A 19,016-nucleotide genomic window follows, 5' to 3' on the forward strand; every position below is an offset into this window, starting at 1 on the left:
CCAGGTGCGCCTCGCGATCGCTCCGCGCCGTCTGCGTCTGCGCACCCCGCTGCCGACGGCGCACGGGACGATCACCGAGCGCGAGCTGCTCGACGTGATCGTGATGGGCGCCGACGGCGTCGCCGGCGCCGGCGAGGCGGCGCCGCTGCCCGCCTACGACGGCGTCGCGCTCGACGACGTGCACGCGGCGCTGGAGGACTGCCGCCCGATCCTGCGCGAGGCCGAGGGGCTGCCGCGCGCGCAGATCCTCGCCGAGTGCCGCCAGGTCGCGGTGCTGCCGCAGGCGATCGCCGCGATCGACCTGGCGCTGTGGGATCGCGAGGGGCGCAGAGTGAGAGCGCCGGTCGCCTCGCTGCTCGGCGCCGAGGCCGGGATGGCGATCGCCGTCAACGCGCTCGTCGGCGCCGCCGACCGCGCCGGCGCCGCAGCCGAGGCGACCGCGCTGGTCGCCGCCGGCCACCGCGTGCTGAAGCTGAAGGCCGGGGTCGGCGACGACGCCGGCCGGCTCGCCGCCGTGCGCGCCGCGGTCGGCCCCGACGTCGCGCTGCGGCTCGACGCCAACGGCGCGTGGGAGACGCCGCGGGAGGCGGTCGCGCAGCTGCGCGCGCTGAGCGCGAGCGGGATCGAGCTGATCGAGGAGCCGGTCCACGGCGTCGAGGCGCTGCGCGACGTGCAGGAGACGCTGCCGGGGCTGCCGGTCGCGATGGACGAGAGCGGCGTCGGCCCGGGCGCGATCGACGCCGGCGCGACCCGTCTCGTCTGCCTCAAGCTGAGCCGCTGCGGCGGCATCACCGGGCTGATCGAGGCTGCCGACCGCGCTCGCGCGGCCGGCAGCGAGGTCTATCTCGCCTCGACCTTCGACGGGCCGCTGGGGATCGCCGGCGCGCTCCACGCCGCCGCCGCGATCGCGCCGGCGGTCGCCTGCGGGCTGGCGACGCTCGACGCCTTCGACGGCCTCGACGTCGACCCGGCGCTGGCGGTCCGCGACGGCTTCATGAGGGTTCCGACCGGACCTGGTCTGGGGATCCGGGCGTAGGCGCACCCGTCGGCCGCGGCGCCGCGGCCGGCGGTCCGGCCGGCGGACCTGGCGGGCGCCCGTCTCCGCCGCGCCGCGCCTCGTCCTCGAAGTAGCCGTGGCCCTCGACCGAGATCCGCGGCAGGATCCGATCGAGCCAGCCGGGGATCCACCACGCCGTTCTGCCCAGCAGCGCCATCACCGCCGGCACCAGCAGGCAGCGCACGATCGTCGCGTCGACGATCACCGCGATCGACAATCCGACACCGAACTGCTTGATCGTCGGGTCGCCGTTGAGGATGAAGCTGGCGAAGACGGCGACCATGATCAGCGCCGCGGCGGTGATCACTCTGGCGCTCTCGGCGACGCCGGTGACGATCGCGTCGCGCGCTCTGCCGGTCTCCTTCCAGTGCTCCTGCACGTGGCTCATGAGGAAGACCTCGTAGTCCATCGAGAGGCCGAACAGCCCGGCGAACATCAGCAGCGGCAGGTAGCTGACGATCGGCACCGCATCCTCGAGCCCGACGAGGCCGGCGAACCAGCCGTACTGAAAGACCATCACCACGACGCCGTAGGCGACGCCGATCGAGAGCAGGTTCATCGCCGCCGCCTTCAGCGGGATCGCGATCGAGCGGAAGGCGACCATCAGCAGGATGAAGCTGAGCCCGATGATCACGAGGATCGTCTCCGGCAGCGTGTCGGAGATCTCCTCGGCGAGGTCGATCGAGGCGGCCGTCGAGCCGCCGACGAAGGCCTCGTCACCGGTCCCTCTGGTCGCGTCCGGGATCGTCGTCGCGCGCAGGTCGTCGACGAGGTCCTCGGTCGCGGTGTCCGACGGCGCCGTGCTGGGGATGGCGTTGAACGTCGCGATCTGGCCGGGGCCGTCGAGCGCGACCGGCGTCACCGCAACGACGCCGTCCTCGCCCGCGACCGCCTGCTGCAGTCTCTGCAGCGACGGGTCGTCGGGCTGCGCCGGTCTCGCCAGTCTCGCCGCGATCACGATCGGGCCGTTGGCGCCGACGCCGAAGCCGGCGGTGAGGTCGTCGTAGGCCTGCCGCGCCGTCTCCTCTCTCGGCAGCGCGCCGGTGTCGGCCTGGCCGAAGTGGAGCGAGAAGGCGGGGATCGTCAACGGGATCAGGATCGTCAGCGCGATCGCGACGGCGACGAACGGGTGGTGGGTGATCCAGCGCGCGAACCGCGCCCAGCGGTTCGTCTCGACGTCGACCGGCTGGTCGGGCTTGCGGCCCGGCAGCGGCAGGTGGTTGATGCGCTCGCCGACGAGCGCGAGTATCGCCGGCAGCAGCGTCAGCGCGCAGACGATCGCGATCGCGACCATCAGCCCGGTCGTGAGGCCGAGCGTCGTCACGAGCGGGATCCCCGCGACTATCAGCGAGCAGACCGCCACGACGACGGTGCAGCCGGCGAACAGGACCGCGCCGCCGGAGGTCGCGACGGCGCGCGCGACCGACTCGCGCGGGTCCATCCCGTGCGTGAGCGTCTCACGGTGGGCGGTGACGATGAAGAGCGCGTAGTCGATCCCGACGCCGAGGCCGAGCATGATCGCCAGCGTCGGCGCCGATGTCGGCACCTCCGTGACGTGGCTGAGCAGCGTGATCCCGGAGACGCCCGCGAGCACGCCGATCAGCGCCGAGGCGATCGGCAGCCCCATCGCGACGAACGAGCCGAACGTGAAGGCGAGCACGACCAGCGCCATCGCGAGGCCGACGACCTCGCTCGTCTCCGTCTCCGGCTTGCTCAGCTTCGAGCCGAGCGGGCCGCCGGCCGAGGTCGACAGGCCCGCTCTCTTCGCCGGGTTCGCCTTGTCGAGGATCTCCTGCGCGTCCTCCAGCGTGACGTCGCCGAGGCTGCGATCGGGGAAGACCGAGATGTACGCGATCGTCTGATCTCTGGAGACCTGAGCGGCGCCCGCTCTGTCGAGCGGGCTGATCACCTTCGCGACGTACTGGTCGTTCTGCAGCGCTCTGACGGAGTCGTCGATCGCGCTCGTGAATCTGCTGTCGGTCACTCTCGCCCCGGCGGGCGCGCGCAGCACGATCGGGCTCGACCCGTTCGCCTGCGACGGGAAGCCGCGCTCCAGCAGGTCGGTCACCTGCTGGCTGCCGGTCCCCGGCAGGCTGACGTTGTCGCTCGCCTGCGAGCCGAGCGTGCCGGCGAGCGCGATCAGACCGACCGCGATCACGACCCACGTCAGCACCACCGCCAGGCGGTGGCGCACGCACAGCTTGCCGAGGCGATACAGCGCTCCCGTCATTAACCCCTCACAGTCCTCTGATCTTCACGACCTGGCCGCCGGCGCCTCTGAAGGGGCTGCTTCTCGGCGTTCTCCCCGGCAGCACCGAGTAGTTGGAGACGTAGACGCTGCCGTCGGCGCCGACCGCCGCGCCCTGCGGGAAGACGAGGCCTCTGGAGAAGCTCGTGCGTCTGCCCTCCGGCGTGATCCGCGTGACGCGGCCGGGAGCGGATCTCGATCTTATGTTGGTCGTCAGCTCGGTCACGTAGAGCGAGCCGTCGGGGCCGAAGGCGACGCCGGTGACGGTCGTGAAGCCGGTCGCGTAGACGGTCGGCGGGGTGCCCTCGCCGGTCAGCCGCAGCACGCGCGCTCTGCCGTTGCCGGCGCCCTCGGCCAGCTCGCCGACGTAGACGTCGTCGTCGGGTCCGAGCGCCAGCGACGACGGGACGCGCTGGGTTCTGCCCGGTCCTCTGATCGTCGCCAGCAGCGACACTCTTCTGCCCACGACCGAGAGGATCGCATTGGCGCCGGCGTCAGCGACGACCTCGCTGCCGTCGAGCGCGAGCACCGCGTACGGGTTCGAGTTGGTGTCGCCTCTGACGCCGTCGGAGTTGTTGCTCCACTCGAAGCTGTCGATCGACGCGAGGTCGGTCAGCGGTCTCGGCAGCGCGCGGAAGAGCTGGCCGGCCTGCGCCTGCGCTCTTCTCGGGATGCCGCTGATGTCTCTCTGCGTGCTCGAGGTGATGACGGTGACGACGCGGCCGTCGGGGCCGGCGGAGACGCCGTCGGGGCCGGTCGCGAAGCTGCCGTCGGGACCTGCCACCGAGAGCAGGTTGGAGGCGACGGTGCGCGGTGCGCCGCCGGAGGGCGACAGCGCGAGGATTCTGCCGCTGTAGCCGATGCAGGTCTGCGATCTTCTCGGCCCGAAGCAGTCTCTGCCGGCCTTGCCGGCGGCGGCGACGTAGAGCGTTCTGCCGTCGGGCGCGAGCGAGACGTGGCGGGGATTGTCGAGCCCGCTGGCGAGCACCGACATGCTGGGAGCGGCGGCGGCGCCGGCCGGCATCGCGCAGACGGCGACCGACGCGGAGAGCAGGCCCAGACGCGATCGCCTGGACCAGATACCGGTGTTATTCATGTGCGCGGACGCTACGCCTGCCCACAGAAAAATGGGGAGGTAACCGGGATGAATGGGCGCGTTGGCGCGCTCACAGCAGCGCCGCGACCGCATCCGGTCGCTCCAGCTGCACGGCGTGGCCGGCACCTTCGACGACGTGCAATGTCGCGTCGGGCAGCAGCTCCGCCATCTGCTCGGCGAGCGCGCGGAACTTCGCGTCGCGCTCGCCGGCGATCAGCGTGACCGGCAGACGCAGCCGCGGCAGCCGCTCCCACAGCGGCTCCATCGTGCCGGTGCCGGTGCCGCACAACGAGGCGGCCAGCCCCTCCGGCGTGCTGCGCAGCCGCTCGGCGTGGGCCGCCGCGGCGACCGCCGGCGGCTGGTCGGCGAACAGCGGCTGTGCCGCCCATCCACGCGCGAACGCCTCGACGCCGCCGCTGAGGATCTGCTCCGCGAGCGCGTCGTCGGCGGCGCGGCGGGCCGCCCGCTCGCCGGCGGAGCGCAGCCCGGGGCTGGCGCCGATCAGCGTCAGCCGCTCGATCCGCTGCTGCGCCGCACCGCCGTCGCGCAGCGCGAGGTCGAGCGCGATGCGGCCGCCCATCGAGTAGCCGGCGAGCGCGAAGCGGGCCGGCGCCAGCGCGAGCACGTCGGCCGCGATCTCGCCGAAGCCGACCGGCCGCAGGTCGGAGGCGCTGCCATGGCCGCGCAGGTCCGGCGCGAGCGCGCGATAGCGTTCGCCCATCGCCGCGACGACAGGATCCCAGCTTCGCCCGGTCTGCGTGAAGCCGTGGAGCAGGACGATCGTCGCCGGAGCCGTCACGGACTGGATGTCTACACGACCATGAGCACGATCGACACGTACCTCCTCTTGCGCGCCTTCTGCGACGAGCTGGCCCGCTGCGGCGTCACCGACGCCTGCACCTCCCCCGGCTCGCGCTCGACGCCGGTCGTGCTGTCGCTCGCGCGCGAGCGCCGGCTGCGCTCGTGGTCGCACGTCGACGAGCGCGTCGCCGGCTTCTTCGCCGTCGGGCTGGCGAAGCGGACCGGCCGGCCGGTCGCGATCACGGTCACCTCCGGGACGGCGGCGGCCGAGCTGCTGCCGGCCGTGATCGAGGCGGCCGAGGCGCGCGTGCCGCTGATCGTGCTGACGACCGACCGCCCGCCGGAGCTGCGCGACGTCGGCGCCGGCCAGACGATCGACCAGATCAAGCTCTACGGCGGCGCCGCGAAGGCGTTCTTCGAGGTCGGCGTCGTCGGCGAGGCGACCCCGGCGGCGCTGCGCTGGATGCGGACGCTGGCCTGCCGCGCCGTCTGGACCGCGCTCGACGGCCGCCCCGGCGTCGTCCACCTGAATCTCCCGCTGCGCGAGCCGCTGGTGCTGAGCGAGCCGCTGCCTGCCGATCCGTTGCCGGGCCGCGCGGATGGCCGGCCGTGGGTGGAACGGGCCGAGACTGCGGTTTCGTCTCCCTCGGACGGACACGAAAACGCGCTCGCGCCGCTGCCGGCCGGCCGTGGCGTCATCGTCGCGGGGCGGACGGAGCGCGACGGCGGCGGGCGCGCGGCGGCGGCGCTGGCCGAGCGGCTCGGCTGGGTCCTGCTCGCCGATCCGCTCTCCGGCGCGCGGCGCGGGCCGAACGCGATCGCCCACTACGACGCGCTGCTGCGCGATCCGGGCTTCCAGACGCGGATCGGTGCGCCGGCTGCTGTCGTGCGGGTCGGCGACGTGCCGACCTCCAAGCCGCTGCGCGGCTGGCTGGCCGGGCTCGATCCCGCGATCCGCCAGCTCGCGATCGACCCCGAGGGGACGTGGCACGACCCCGACGGCGTCGTCAGCGAGCGGGCCGCGGTCGCGCTCGACGCGCTGGTGGTGGAGGGCGACGCCGTCGCCGCTGGCGCTGGCGCGAGCGGCGCGACGGCGCCCGGCGACCCCGCCTGGCTCGCGCAGTGGCGCGACGCCGACGCCGCCGCCGCGCGCGCGATCGCGCAGACGATCGGCAGCGGCGCCGGCGCCCCGCTCAACGAGCCGCTGGTCGCCGCCGAGCTGACCGCGGCGCTGCCGGCCGGGACGACGCTGTTCGTCGCCGCCTCGATGCCGATCCGCGACGTCGAGACGTTCGCGCCCGCCCGCGACGACGGGCCGCTGACGCTTGCCAACCGCGGCGCCAACGGGATCGACGGGACGGTCGCCGCGGCGCTCGGCGCGGCCGCGGCCGGCAGCGGGCCGGTCGTCCTCCACGTCGGCGACGTCACGCTCGCCTACGACCTCTCCGCGCTGCTGTCGGCGCGGCGGCTGGCGCTCGACCTGACGATCGTGCTCGTCAACAACGACGGCGGCGGGATCTTCCACTTCCTCCCCGTCGCGACCCAGGCCGACCACTTCGAGCACCACGTCGCGACCCCGCACGGGCTCGACTTCGCCGTCGCCGCGCAGCTCTACGGCGCTCGCCATCTGCCGGTCGCGACCGCCGGCGACCTGCGCGCCGCGCTGGCGCAGTCGACCGCGCCCGGCGCCGGCGTGACGATCGTCGAGGCGCGGACCGAGCGCGACGCGAACGTGACGCTGCACCGGCGCGTGTGGGCGGCGGTCGCGGAGGCGCTCGCGACGCCCTGACGCCGACCGGGCCCACCGCTCAAGCGCCGGCACCTGCCGGCCGATCAGTCGGGCATGCACCCTCAGACGTCGGCGACGACCTCCCCTTCCGGCGGCCGCGCCGGCGCCCTGCTCGACATGGCGCTCGCGAACCCGCTCGTCGGCCTCGCGCCGTGGATCGTCTACAGCCTCGTCGAGGGCAACGGACGACTGGAGGAGTCGGCCGCGATCGCGCTCGGCCTCGCGCTCGCGATCCTGATGGCCGGCTGGCTGCGCGGCAGCAAGCCGAAGCTGCTCGAGTACTCCGACGTGATCTTCTTCGGCGCGCTGGCGGTCTTCGTCGCCGTCGCCTCCGACGACACGCACACCTGGCTGGAGCGGTGGTCGGGCGAGGTCGCCAACATCGCGCTCGTCGCGATCGCGCTCGGCTCGATCGCCCTGCGCCAGCCGTTCACGCTCGCCTACGCGAAGGAGAGCGCGCCGCGCGAGCTGTGGAGCAACCCCGTCTTCCTGCGCACCAACTACGTGATCACGTGGGCGTGGGCGATCGCCTTCGGGATCGAGGCGGCGTCGGGCTTCTACGGCGACCTCGTGCTCGACGACAGCAACAACATCTGGACCGGCTGGATCATCCAGACCTTCCCGCTGATCGTCGCCGCGCAGTTCACACTCTGGTACCCGCAGCGGGTGCGGGCGCTCGGCGCGCTGGAGCGCGGCGAGACCGTGCGCGTCCCGCCGCTCGGCGACTTCCTCGCGCAGGTGACGCCGTGGCTCACCGTGATCGGGATCATCGTGCTGTCGATGGACGAGCCGTGGTGGCTGGGCGTCGGCTTCATCGTCGTCGGCGTCGGGCTGACGAAGCAGCTCAAGCAGGCCGCCGACGCAGGGGCTACCGTTGGGGGCCGTGACTGAGGCGCAGATCAGCCTGCTCGGCTTCGACGACGAGCCGACCGCGGCGGCGCCCGCACCGTCCAGGCCGACCCGCCTCAGCTCGAAGGGGATCGCGCCCGGCGACCTCGTCGAGGTCGACAAGAAGGGCCGCCGCTTCCACGCCCAGGTGATCTCGCTGCAGCAGCGCGACAGCGGCCGCTTCGAACTGGAGCTGCGTCCGCTCGACAGCCGCATCTCCTACCGCAGCGCGAGCGTGCGCGAAGTGATCGGGTTGTGGCGGCGAGCGACGCTGCCGCAGCGCGACTGAACCCGCCGGTACGCTGCCGCGACCATGAGCGCGTACGAGCCCTTTCCCGTCTCCGAGGCGAGCAACCAGCTGGTGCAGGACGACGCGCGGCTGGCGTCGCGCTGGCGCCGCTTCTGGGCGCTGCTGATCGACGCGTTCTTCATGGTCGTCGTCGCCGCGATCGTCGTCGGCGGCGCCGCGTTCGCGTTCGGCGCCGACGAGGACCTCGCGATCGCGCTGATCTACGTCGGCTACGCGCTCGTGCTGCTGCTCTACTACCCGCTGACGATGCGCCGCGAGGGCGCCCGCAACGGGCAGACGTTCGGCAAGCAGCTGCTGAAGGTGCGCGTCGTGACGGCCGAGGGCGTGCCGGTCACCTTCTGGCGCGCCGCGCGCCGTGACGTGCTCGGCACGACCGCGATCAACCTGATCAGCGGCGGGCTGTACGCGCTCGTCGACTATCCCTTCGGACTGTTCGACAAGCGCCGCCAGTGCGTCCACGACAAGATCGGCGCGACCTTCGTCTACCGCGCCGACGCGCCGCGCGACCCGCTCGCGCCGGACGCGCCGGAGCCGCCGCGGACGCCGCCGCCCCCGCCGCCGGCCACCGAGCAGCCGAGAAACCTGTGGGCGCCGCCGTCGCCGTCGCCCTCGCGCGACTACGACGAGATCAACAGAGCGTTCGGGCGCTGAGCGGGCGCGGGGCTTCGCGTCCGGGCCGCTCAGCCGGCGAGGACCGGCAGCAGCGCCTGCAGCTTGATCTCCGTCTCCGCCAGCTCGGCGGCGGGATCGGAGTCGCGCACGACGCCGACGCCGGCGTAGCAGTGGGCGACCGGACCGCGTAGCAGCGCGCAGCGCAGCGCCACGCACAGCTCGCCGTCGCCGTTGGCGTCGGTCCAGCCGACCGGCCCGGCGTACCAGCCGCGGTCGAAGCCCTCGAGCTGCGGGATCAGCCGCTCCGCGGTCGCGAACGGCTCGCCGCCGACGGCCGGCGTCGGGTGCAGCACGTCGGCGAGCGCGATCGCCCCGAGCGGCTTGGAGAGCTGCGCGCGGATCGGCGTCGCGAGGTGCTGGATGTTGGCGACGCGCACGACGACCGGCTCCGGCGCGGCCGTCACCCACAGCGCGTGCGGCCGCAGCGCCCTCGCGATCCGGCGCGTCACGATCGCCTGCTCGCCGCGGTCCTTGTCGCTGCGCATCAGCGCCTCGCCGAGGTGGTCGTCGACCGCGGGGTCGGCGCTGCGGCGGGTCGAGCCGGCCAGCGCGACGGTCGAGGCGCGCTCGCCGTCGCGCCGCACGAGCAGCTCCGGCGTGGCGCCGAGGAAGGTCGAGGCGCCGCGGCCGACGGCGTAGACGAAGCAGCCGGGGAAGCCGTCGCGCAGCGCGCCGAAGACGGCGCCGGGATCGTGCGCGACCGGCGCGTGGACCTGCACCTCGCGCGCGAGCACGACCTTCTCCAGCTCGCCCGCCTTGATCCGCTCCGTCGCGCGCACGACGGCGCCCTCGTAGTGCTCGGGCGGCATCGCGCTGACGACCTCGTAGCGGCCGGCCGGCGCCGGGTCCAGCAGTGGCAGCGCCGAGGCGGCGCGCAATCCCTCCAGCCGCTGCTCGATCGCGGCCAGCAGCTGCGCCGGGTCGTCGTCGGGCGTCGCGAGCGCGGCGACCGTCAGCCGCACGTCGCCGCCGCGGCGGGCGAAGGAGATCCGCGGCACGTGCAGCGACGCCGGCGCGAAGCCGGCCCAGACGGGCGAGCCGCCGCCCTGCGGGGCGAAGGCGAAGCCGCCGGCGGCGACCAGGCCGGCGCCGGCCGGTCCCTCCGGCGGGTCGGCGACGGCGTCGGCGGCCAGCCTGCGCCAGCTGCGCGTGACGACGTCGAAGCGGTCGGCACCGCGCGCCTCCAGCGCGCGCACGCAGCCGAGCGTCGCGAGCGCCGTGCCGTCACGGTCGGGCTGCTCGAGCGCGAACCACGGCTCGTCGGGCTGCCGCGAGGCGGCGACGACGGCCGCCGGGTCGGTCCCGCGCGCGACGCGCACGGTGACCGCCGCGAGCACCTCGCCGGTGATGCCGGCGGCGCGGTCGGAGCCGGCGCCGGCGCGGGCGCGACGGACCGCTTCGTGCAGCCGCGCGCTCAGCAGCTCGCGCGCGGGACGGTCGAGCCACTCGGGGCTGGCCGGCCGCGCACGCGTGCTGAACTTCATCGTCCGGGTCTACCCCGCCGCCGGGATCAGGTCTCGCTGCGTCCGCGCGAGATCGCGATCTCGCCCGTGCGCGCCATCTCGATCAGGCCGAACGGCCGGACGAGCCGCTCGAACGCCTCGATCTTGTCGGTCGTGCCGGTGATCTCGACGATCACCGAGCGCTTCGCGACGTCGACGATCTTCGCGCGGAAGATCTCGCAGATCTGCAGCACCTCGGCGCGCCCCGTGCCGTCCGCGGAGAGCTTGAAGAGCGCCAGCTCGCGCGCGAGCGTCTCGCCCGGCTCGAGATCGCGGATCTTCAGCACGTTGACGAGCTTGTGCAGCTGCTTGGTGACCTGGTCGATCGGGTGGACCGCGCCGTCGAGCGTCAGCGTGATGCGCGAGACGGTCGGGTCGTCGGTCGGGCCGACGGCGAGCGTGTCGATGTTGAAGGCACGCCGCGCGAACAGGCCGGCGACGCGCGTCAGCACGCCCGGCTTGTTCTCGACGAGGATCGAGAGGATGTGCTTGCGGCCGGTCATCAGACCGCCCGCCGCCTCCAGCTCGTCGAGGCTGATCAGTTCCTGCGTTCCGGGTTCGCCCATGACACTCACCTAGCCGACCATGTCGCGCGCGGCCTGGCCGGGCGCGATCATCGGGTACACGTTCGCCTCTCTGGTGACGCGCACGTCGACGACCACGGGGCCGTCGGTCGCGATCGCCGCTCTGAGGTCCTCGACGAGCGTCGTCTTGTCCGTCAGACGGATGCCCGTGCAGCCGTACGCCTCCGCCAGCTTGACGAAGTCGGGGTACTGGCCGAGGTCGACCTGCGAGTAGCGGTTGTCCCAGAACAGCTCCTGCCACTGGCGCACCATGCCGAGGAAGCCGTTGTTGAGGATGATCACCTTGATCGGGATTCTGTTCTGCGCGCAGGTCGCCAGCTCCTGCGCGTTCATCTGCACCGAGCCGTCGCCGCAGATCGCGACGACCGTGCGGTCGGGCACGCCGACCGCCGCGCCCATCGCGGCGGGGACGCCGAAGCCCATCGTGCCGAGACCGCCGGAGTTGATCCAGCGGCGCGGCTCCGGGAAGTCGTAGTACTGCGCGGACCACATCTGATGCTGGCCGACGTCGGAGGTCACGATCGCCTCGCCGCCGGTCGCCTCGTGGATCGCCTGGACGGCGTACTGCGGCGTCACCTCGGTGTCGGCCGAGTCCTCGTAGGTGAGCGGGTACTGACGGCGCCAGCCGTCGATCCGCGCCCACCACTCCTCCAGCCGGCCTCTGTCGGCCTCGAGCGTCGCGTATTCGGCGGTGAGCCTCGCGAGCACGTTCTTCGCGTCGCCCACGATCGGGATGTGCGCCGGCACGTTCTTGGAGATCTCGGCCGGGTCGATGTCGATGTGGATGAACTTCGCGCGCGGGGCGAACTCCGACAGCTTGCCGGTGATGCGGTCGTCGAAGCGGGCGCCGATCGCGACGATCAGGTCGGCCTCGTCCATCGCGTAGTTGGCCGCGCGCGTGCCGTGCATGCCGAGCATGCCGAGCCACTGGTGGTGCGGCGCCGGGAAGGCGCCGAGCGCCATCAGCGTGCAGGTGACGGGGAAGCGGTCGCTGAGCGCCAGCGCGCGCAGCTCCTCCGAGGCGTTCGCGTTGACGACGCCGCCGCCGGCGTAGAGCACCGGCCGGCGCGCGTTCGCGAGCGCCTTCGCCGCGAGGCGGATCTGCTTCTGGTTGCCCTCGATGTTGGGCTGATAGCCCGGCAGGCGTATGTCGGTGACCGGCTCGTACGGGATGTCGGCGCGGCTGAGGTCCTGCGGGATGTCGACCAGCACCGGGCCGGGCCGGCCGGTGCGCGCGAGGTGGAAGGCCTCGTGGATCGCGCGCGGGATCTCCAGCGGGTGCTGGATCATGAACGAGTGCTTGACGATCGGAAGCGTCATGCCGAGCATGTCCGCCTCCTGGAAGCCGTCGGTGCCGATCAGCTCGGTGCGCACCTGGCCGGTGATGAAGACGACCGGGACCGAGTCCATCATCGCGTCGGCGATCGGCGTGATCAAGTTGGTCGCGCCGGGGCCGCTGGTGCCGAAGGCGACGCCGACCTTGCCGGTCGCCTTCGCGTAGCCCTCGGCGGCGTGGCCGCCGCCGGCCTCGTGACGGACGAGGATGTGACGGATCCCCGCGTCGTAGAAGGCGTCGTATGTCGGGAGGTTCGCGCCGCCGGGCAGGCCGAATACGACCTCGACACCCTCCGCTTTCAAACACTCCATCAGGGCGTCGACTGCACGCATCTGCGCTCGCCTCCTTTCACAAAGGCTCGGAAAATCGGGAACGCGCGCCGTGGTACCGGCGCGCGCGAATCGTCTGATCGTACCAGCGGCCGGGGTCCCGGCCCGGCGGGGCGGCGACGCTCGCGCGACCGTCGTGCGACGGCCGCGCGGGCGCGTCAGCGCGCCGACGCCGCGCGCACGGTGAGCTTGCTGCTCGCGCCCTTGCCGGCGCTGGCCACGGCGCGCGCGGAGAGTGTCAGACGGCCGCGTCTGGCAAGCGTTCTCCGGGCGCTGCGCAACAGCGTGATCCGCACCGTCGCGCGTCTGCCGGCCGCGAGCGAGTAGCGCGCCGTGCCGAGCGTCGCTCTGCCGCTGCGCAGCATCAGGCGGCCGGCGCAGCGCGTGCCGGCCGTGCCCGAGCAGCGCAGCGCGAGCGCGACGACGCCGCCTCTGCCGGCGCGCGTCGTTCTCGTCGCCAGCGTGAGTCTCGCCGCGCGCGGCGCCGCTCTTCTGCCGGGGGTCAGCGGCGGAGCGGGCGGGACGGGCGGGGCCGGGGGCGCCGGCGGGCCGGGCTGCCCGATCGGCGGCGGATCGACGATCGGCGGGTCGGCCGGCGGCGCCAGCACCGGCTGCGTCACCGTGACGCTGCTGGGCTGGAACTCGGAGCCGCCGTTCAGCTCGGCGGTGATCGTGTGGCTGCCGGGCGCGAGGCCGGTCACGCTCGGCGTGACCGCGACGCCGCCGGCGACGTCGACCGGCGCGCCGAGCGGGGCGCCGTCGAGCAGGAACTGGACGTCGCCGTCGCTGACCGGGACGCCGGTCTCGGCGACGACGGTCGCGGTGAAGACGAGCGCCGTGCCGAACGGCGCGACCGCGGCGGAGGAGGCGATCTCGATGCTGGTCGGGGCGGGCGTGATGACGAGCGTCCCGACCGCGCGGCTCGGCTCCAGCACGAGCGGGCTCGTGCCGTCGGCGTAGGTGGCCGAGAGCTGGCGCGGACCGGCCGCGAGCCCCTCGATCGGCGCTGAGAGCGCGGCCCCATCGACGACCGCGACCGGCGCGCCGGCCGCTCTGCCGTCGACGGCGAACTGGACAGTGCCGGCGGGCTCGCCGGCACCGGGCGCGACGACCTCGACCTGCGCGCGCAGCAGCAGCGGGGCGCCGAAGGCGCTGCTGTCGGACGCGACCGTGAGCGTCGTCGCGGTGGTCGCCGGCGCGACCCGCTGCGTGATGCTGCCGCTGCTCGGCTCGTACTGGCCATCGGGGTCGAGGAAGGAGGCGGACAGCGGCAGAGCGCCCGGCGTCGGCTCGCCGCCGACGGCGCAGTCGGCCGTCGCGACGGCGCTCAGCGCCACCGGCGCGCAGAGCGGCGCGTCGGCGCCGTCGCGGAAGGTGACCGAGCCGGTCGGCTCGGCGCCGGCGCCGGTGCGCGCGACGTCCGCGGTCAACCTGAACGGCTGCCCGACGACGGAGGGGTTGACGCTGCTGGTCAGCGCCGTCGCGGTCGCGTCGGGACCGACCGTCTGCACGAGCGTGCCGCTGCCGGGCTCGAAGTTCAGCTGCCCGCCGTAGCTCGCCGTCACCGCGTAGGCGCCGTCCGTCAGCGCCGGCAAGGTCGCCGAGGCCTGGCCGTCGCCGTCGAGCGTGACCGGGCCGCCGACGGGATCGGCCGCGTCACCCGGGAGTCTGGCGACCGAGAACTGGACCTCCCCGCTCGGTCTCAGCAGCGACGCGCCGTGGCCGGCGACGGTCGCCGTCACCTCGACCGTCTCGCCGCTGGCCGACGGATTCAGGTCGCTCGCGAGCGTGACCGCCGTCGGGACTTTTCTGACCTGCTGCGTGAGCACGGCGCTCGTGCTCGGACCGTGGTTCGCGTCGCCGGAGTAGACGGCGGTGATCGGGTGGTCGCCGAGAATCGGCCACTGCGTCGTCGACGTGGCGCTGCCGTCGGCCGCGACCGCGACCGCGGCGCCGAGCGGTGTGTGGTCGTCGTAGAAGGTGACGATGCCTCTCCACCCAGCCGCCGCCGGCACGCCGCCTGCTGCGGTGACGTTCGCGGTGAATCTGACCGGCTGGCCCACGAGCGAAGGATCGGCCGAGGAGGTGACCCGCGTCGTCGTCGGCGCTTTGGTCGTGCTCAGCGCGTAGGCGACGGTGCCGGCGCCGGTCGCCGTCGCCGTCACGCTCCAGCTGCCGGCGGCGCCGCCGGCACGCAGCAGCGGCGCGACCGCGAGGCCGTTGGCGTCGGTCGTCGCGGAGGCGGTCGTGCCGTCGCCGGCGGGCCAGCTGCCGCTGGCGCCGCCGGACGGCAGCGCGAAGGTGACCGCGACGCCCTCGACCGGCAGGCCCTCGGCGTTGAGGACCTTCGCCGTCAGGCGCTGGTCGAAGATCGTGCCGACCTGGGCCTGCTGGCCGCCGCCGGCGGTCGCGGCGATGCTCGCCGGTGTCAGATCCCACGTGAACGTCACGGCGCCGTCGCAGGTCGGGCTGTAGTCGGGGTACTGGCAGACGCGGTCGCTGTACGTGACGATCGGGTTGGCGGTCACCGCGTAGCTGCTGCCGCCGCCTCCCCCGCCGCCGCCGCCGCTGGGGGTGCCGTCGCCGCCGCCGCCGCCCTCGTAGCCGCCGCCCCCGCCGCCGCCGGCGCCGCCCGAGCCCCACGTCTGGTCGTCGCCTTCGGCGCCGCTCCACTGTCCGTTGCAGCCGCCGCAGCCGCCATTGGCGCCGGGCTGTCCGGGGAAGCCGATGTCGCCGGCCGCGCTGCCGGCGCCGCCGTTGCCGCCGAAGGCGCTGCCGAAGCCGCCCTTGCCCCCGCCGCCACCGCCGCCGCCCGCGATGACGAGCGGCGTGACGTCCGCCGTCGTCACAGCCGAGCCGCTGCCGCCGCCGTAGCCGTCGCGGCCGGCGGCGTCGCCGTGGATCGCGCCGCCGCGGTCGCCGCCGCGAATCAGGCCACAGCCGCCGTGGGCGTCGCCCCAGACGCCGACGTCGACCGTCAGCCGCTCGCCGGGATTGACGCTCAGCGCCGTTCTGACGTGGGCGCCCGGGCCCCCCGCCCCGGTGTGCTCGTTGTGACCGCCGGCGCCGCCCCACGCGTCGACGACGACCGCCGTCACGTTCGCGGGCACGGTGAAGTACTGCGACTGGCAGGCCGGCGGCGCGGAGAAGGTCGCGGAGCTGGCGCTCGACGCCGCTCCGGCGGGCGTCGCACAGAGCGCGGCGAGCGCCGGCACGGCGACGAGGGCGAGGAGGCGGCGGATCGGCTGCATGGACAGCAGATCGGCCGTGCGACGGCGATCTTGAGGCGATCGGCGCGCGCTCGGCGGATGGCGGCCGCGGGCGGCGCGTGCGCGGCGCGGCGGCGCTCGGGGCGGTCCGCACCGGCCGCGTCAGCGCGCCGATGCTCAGGGCTTCACGAGCACTGGCAGCGCCGCGAGCCGGCCGCCGACGAACAGCGTCACCGCCGCCGTCCCCTGGCCTTTCGCCGGCCGCGCGACGGTCGCGACGATCCGGCGGGCGCCGCCGCCGCGCGGCGCCTGCACGCGCGGGCGCGCGACGACGCGCACGCTGCCGCAGCCGATCCGCCGCTCGACGCGCGCCTGCCGCGGCTGTGTGCCGCCGTCGGCGAGGACCGCCTCGATCCGCACGCTCCGCTTCCCGGCGGCGCGGACGCTGACGATCCGCAGCGGCTGCGCCAGCGCGACCGGCTGCGAGCGGGCGCTGCCGGCCGTCGCGACGTAGACGGCGTCGGCCTCGCGCACGCCGCGCGGGCGCGGGACGCTCGCCGAGAAGCCGCCGCCGGCGCCGACGCGCGGACGTGCCAGCACCTTGCCGCCGCTGACGATCGCGATCCGCTGCCCGGCGAGGTCGGCCTCGGCGACGCCGCGCAACCGCACCCGCTGCCCGTGCACGCCGACGGCGCTGAGCGCGAGCGGGCGCGTGCACAACAGCGGCGAGCGCGCGCTCGCCGGCTGCAGCGACGGCGGCAGCGGTCTCAGCACCGGCTGCTGCGGGCTCAGCGGCGGCCCGAGCGGCGTCAGCGGCGCGGCGATCCGCTGCGTCAGCTGCGCGTCCACGCGCTGGTAGCCGGCGGCGCCGGAGTAGGCGGCACGCACGAGGTGGGCGCCCGCTCTCAAGGTGTGGACCGGCGCCGACTGCGCCGCGCCGTCGCGCAGCGCGACCGGCGGTCCCCACGGACGGCCGTCGACGGAGAACTGGACGGTGCCGCCGGGGATGCCGACCGACGGCGGCGCGACCGCGAGCCTGAAGCTGAAGACGGGCGCGGCCCCGAGCGGCGCGCTCGGCGCCGAGCTGGTGAGCGTGCCGAGCGTCTGCCCGCGGTCGACCGCCTGCGTCGCGCCGACGGCGTTGGCGACGAAGCTCTCGTCGCCGCTGTAGCTGGCGCGCAGCACGTGCGGGCCCGCGTCGAGGCGCGGGATCGCGACCGAGTCGGCGCGGCCGTCGCGCAGCAGCACCGGCGCGCCGATCGGGGCGCCGTCGACGGTGAAGGTGACGGCGCCGGTCGGCGCACCGGTCGCGGGGCCGGCCGCCTCGACCTGGGCGTGCAGCCGGACCGGCTCGCCGAAGACCGACGGGTCCGGCGTCGCCTCCAGCGACAGCTCGGCGCGCGCCTTCGAGACGAGCTGCGAGAGCGCGCCGCTGGAGGGGTCGAAGTCGGGGCTGCCGGGGTCGTAGACCGCGGTGATCTCGTGCGGGCCGGGCAGCGACGGCGCCTCGACGGCGCAGGTCGCGCTGCCCGCGACGAGCGTGACCGCGTCGCAGACGACGATCCCGTCGACCAGCACGTCGACGCCGCCGGTCGGCACCGCGCTCGATCTGCCCGCCGGCGGCAGCACCGTCGCCGTGATCTCCGTCGCCTGACCGACCACGGGGTTGCGCGGCGAGGCGCTCAGCTCGGTCGCCGTCGCGGTCGCGCCGACCGACTGCACGTACGCGCCGCCGCTCGGCTCATAACCGGCGTCGCCGTCATAGGTCGCGGTCACACCGTGGGTCCCGCTCGGCAGTCTGATCGCGGCCGACTGGGCCGCGCCTCTGCTCAGCTGCACCGGCTCGCCGAGTGCTCTGCCGTCGACGAGGAAGCTGACGGCGCCGGTCGGCGTGCCGGCGCCCGGGGCGACCGGCGCGACGGTCGCGGTGAAGGTGACCGCGTCGTCGTCCTCGGACGGGTTGGCGGAGGAGTCGATCTCGACGGCGGTGCCGGCGCGCGCGACGCGCTGCGTCAGCGTCGCTCTGCTGCCTCTGAACTGGCGGTTGGGATAGAAGATCGCCTCGGCCGGATGGTCACCGGTCGCCAGCGGCAGCGGATCGGAGATCGCCGTGCCGTCGCCGTCGAGCGTCACGACGTCGACCTGTCTGCCGTCGACGCGGAACGCCACGACGCCGACCGGCGTCGGCGCGGTCGAGGGCGCCTGGCGGACCTCGGCGACGAGCTGGACCGGCTCGAGCGTCACCGACGGATCGGCCGGCAGCGTCCACAGCGAGGTTGCCGTCACAGCGGCGTCGTTGGCAAGCGCGAAGCGGGCTGCCTGGTTGAAGCCGGCGACCGTCGCGGTCGCGGTGAAGCTGCCGACGGTCGTGTTGGCGAGCAGCGGCGGGGCCGTCGCGACGCCGCTGTCGTCGGTCGTCAGCGTGACCGTTCGCGGGCTCTGGCCGTCGCCCGTGTCGAACGCGCCCGAGGGGCCGGAGGACGGCAGCTCGAAGGTGACGCCGAGACCGGGGATCGGCGCGCCGTCCTTCGCCGTCACGCGCGCCTGCAGGAGGCCCGGATAGCGCGTCCCGATCGTCGTCTCCTGGACGCCGCCGCCGGCCGCCGCGACCGTGCCGACGTCAATCGACCAGTCGAGCACGACCTCGCCCCAGCAGGCCGCGGCCAACTGGCCGTCAGGCGGGCAGCTGCCGGGATCGACGCTGAAGACCGGGTCCTGCACCGTCGCGTCCGCGTACGAGTCGCCGCCTGCGCCCCCGCCGCCGCCGAAGCCGAAGTCGGGGTAGCACTCCTGCTGGTTGTCGGGGTTGGAGTAGTTGGGGATCACCTGGGTCCCGGCGCCGCCGCCCTTGATCCCGCCGCCGCCTCCGCCTCCGCCGCCGGTGAGGTTGCCGCACAGCACCTCGACGAACTGCCAGTGGACGCCGTCCTCGCCGGCGGTCCCTCTCCCCTGCTCGGCGACGCCGAAGACGCCCTCGCCGAGGTCGAGCTGGGGATGGCCGTGCGGCGGCTGGCCGCCGTCGGTCCCCTGCGGTGTGCCCGGGCCGCGGCCGCCGGCGCCGTCGCCGCCGCCCGCGCCGGGCGTGCCCTGGTTGGGGTTGTCGGAGCCGATGCCGTTGCCGCCGCCGCCACCACCGCCGCCGGCGACGACGAGCGCGGCGCCGCCCTGCGGCGCGATCGCGCTGCCGCCACCGCC

Annotated in this window: 13 protein-coding genes; 5 read left to right on the forward strand and 8 right to left on the reverse strand. The window is 74.5% G+C overall.

Annotation, left to right across the window (positions count from 1 at the left end):
- The first annotated feature begins 4 nt into the window (after positions 1-4).
- On the forward strand, positions 5-1,036 hold the full coding sequence (locus R7226_RS20605) for a mandelate racemase/muconate lactonizing enzyme family protein (protein WP_318599192.1): 1,032 nt from the start codon (positions 5-7) through the stop codon (positions 1,034-1,036).
- Here the strand turns inward: R7226_RS20605 and R7226_RS20610 are convergent.
- From R7226_RS20610 to R7226_RS20620, 3 genes are all read right to left on the reverse strand, one after another.
- A complete protein-coding gene (locus R7226_RS20610) occupies positions 993-3,287 on the reverse strand; it encodes an MMPL family transporter (protein WP_318599193.1) in 2,295 nt (764 codons plus the stop codon). The two genes, R7226_RS20605 and R7226_RS20610, sit on opposite strands and share 44 nt — an antisense overlap.
- 7 nt (positions 3,288-3,294) lie before the next feature.
- Complete coding sequence (locus R7226_RS20615; RefSeq protein WP_318599194.1) at positions 3,295-4,401, reverse strand: ScyD/ScyE family protein; 1,107 nt, start codon at positions 4,399-4,401, stop codon at positions 3,295-3,297.
- A 70-nt stretch (positions 4,402-4,471) separates the two neighbouring features.
- Entirely contained in the window at positions 4,472-5,200 is a 729-nt protein-coding gene (locus tag R7226_RS20620) for an alpha/beta fold hydrolase (RefSeq protein WP_318599195.1), read from the reverse strand.
- A gap of 21 nt (positions 5,201-5,221) precedes the next feature.
- Between R7226_RS20620 and menD the strand changes: the two genes are divergently transcribed.
- Genes menD through R7226_RS20640 form a run of 4 tightly spaced genes read left to right on the forward strand, consistent with a single transcriptional unit; the run spans position 5,222 to position 8,840 of the window.
- Positions 5,222-6,991, forward strand: coding sequence for a 2-succinyl-5-enolpyruvyl-6-hydroxy-3-cyclohexene-1-carboxylic-acid synthase (gene menD / locus R7226_RS20625; protein WP_318599196.1), 1,770 nt, complete (start codon positions 5,222-5,224; stop codon positions 6,989-6,991).
- Positions 6,992-7,045: 54 nt separating this feature from the next.
- Positions 7,046-7,882, forward strand: a complete 837-nt coding sequence (locus tag R7226_RS20630; protein WP_318599197.1) for a hypothetical protein — start codon at positions 7,046-7,048, stop codon at positions 7,880-7,882.
- Positions 7,875-8,168, forward strand: coding sequence for a hypothetical protein (locus R7226_RS20635; RefSeq protein ID WP_318599198.1), 294 nt, complete (start codon positions 7,875-7,877; stop codon positions 8,166-8,168). Before R7226_RS20630 ends, R7226_RS20635 begins: the two co-directional genes overlap by 8 nt.
- Before the next feature lie 24 nt (positions 8,169-8,192).
- A complete protein-coding gene (locus R7226_RS20640; RefSeq protein WP_318599199.1) occupies positions 8,193-8,840 on the forward strand; it encodes an RDD family protein in 648 nt (215 codons plus the stop codon).
- A 29-nt stretch (positions 8,841-8,869) separates the two neighbouring features.
- Here the strand turns inward: R7226_RS20640 and R7226_RS20645 are convergent, their stop codons facing one another.
- From R7226_RS20645 to R7226_RS20665, 5 genes are all read right to left on the reverse strand, one after another.
- Positions 8,870-10,345 carry an isochorismate synthase gene (locus tag R7226_RS20645; protein WP_318599200.1) on the reverse strand — a complete coding sequence of 492 codons (1,476 nt, stop codon included), beginning with the start codon at positions 10,343-10,345 and terminating at the stop codon, positions 8,870-8,872.
- Positions 10,346-10,371: 26 nt separating this feature from the next.
- Entirely contained in the window at positions 10,372-10,929 is a 558-nt protein-coding gene (ilvN, locus tag R7226_RS20650; protein WP_318599201.1) for an acetolactate synthase small subunit, read from the reverse strand.
- 9 nt (positions 10,930-10,938) lie between these two features.
- Positions 10,939-12,615 carry a biosynthetic-type acetolactate synthase large subunit gene (gene ilvB, locus R7226_RS20655; protein ID WP_318599202.1) on the reverse strand — a complete coding sequence of 559 codons (1,677 nt, stop codon included), beginning with the start codon at positions 12,613-12,615 and terminating at the stop codon, positions 10,939-10,941.
- Positions 12,616-12,770: 155 nt separating this feature from the next.
- The gene (locus R7226_RS20660) at positions 12,771-15,863 is read right to left on the reverse strand and encodes an Ig-like domain repeat protein (protein WP_318599203.1); all 3,093 of its coding nucleotides are present in this window, start codon (positions 15,861-15,863) and stop codon (positions 12,771-12,773) included.
- Between the two features lie 135 nt (positions 15,864-15,998).
- Positions 15,999-19,016: Ig-like domain repeat protein (locus tag R7226_RS20665; RefSeq protein ID WP_318599204.1), on the reverse strand; the 3,018-nt coding region annotated here is incomplete at its 5' end.

Origin of the sequence: Conexibacter stalactiti (assembly GCF_033542075.1) — a bacterium.
Classification (GTDB): Bacteria; Actinomycetota; Thermoleophilia; order Solirubrobacterales; family Solirubrobacteraceae; genus Conexibacter; species Conexibacter stalactiti.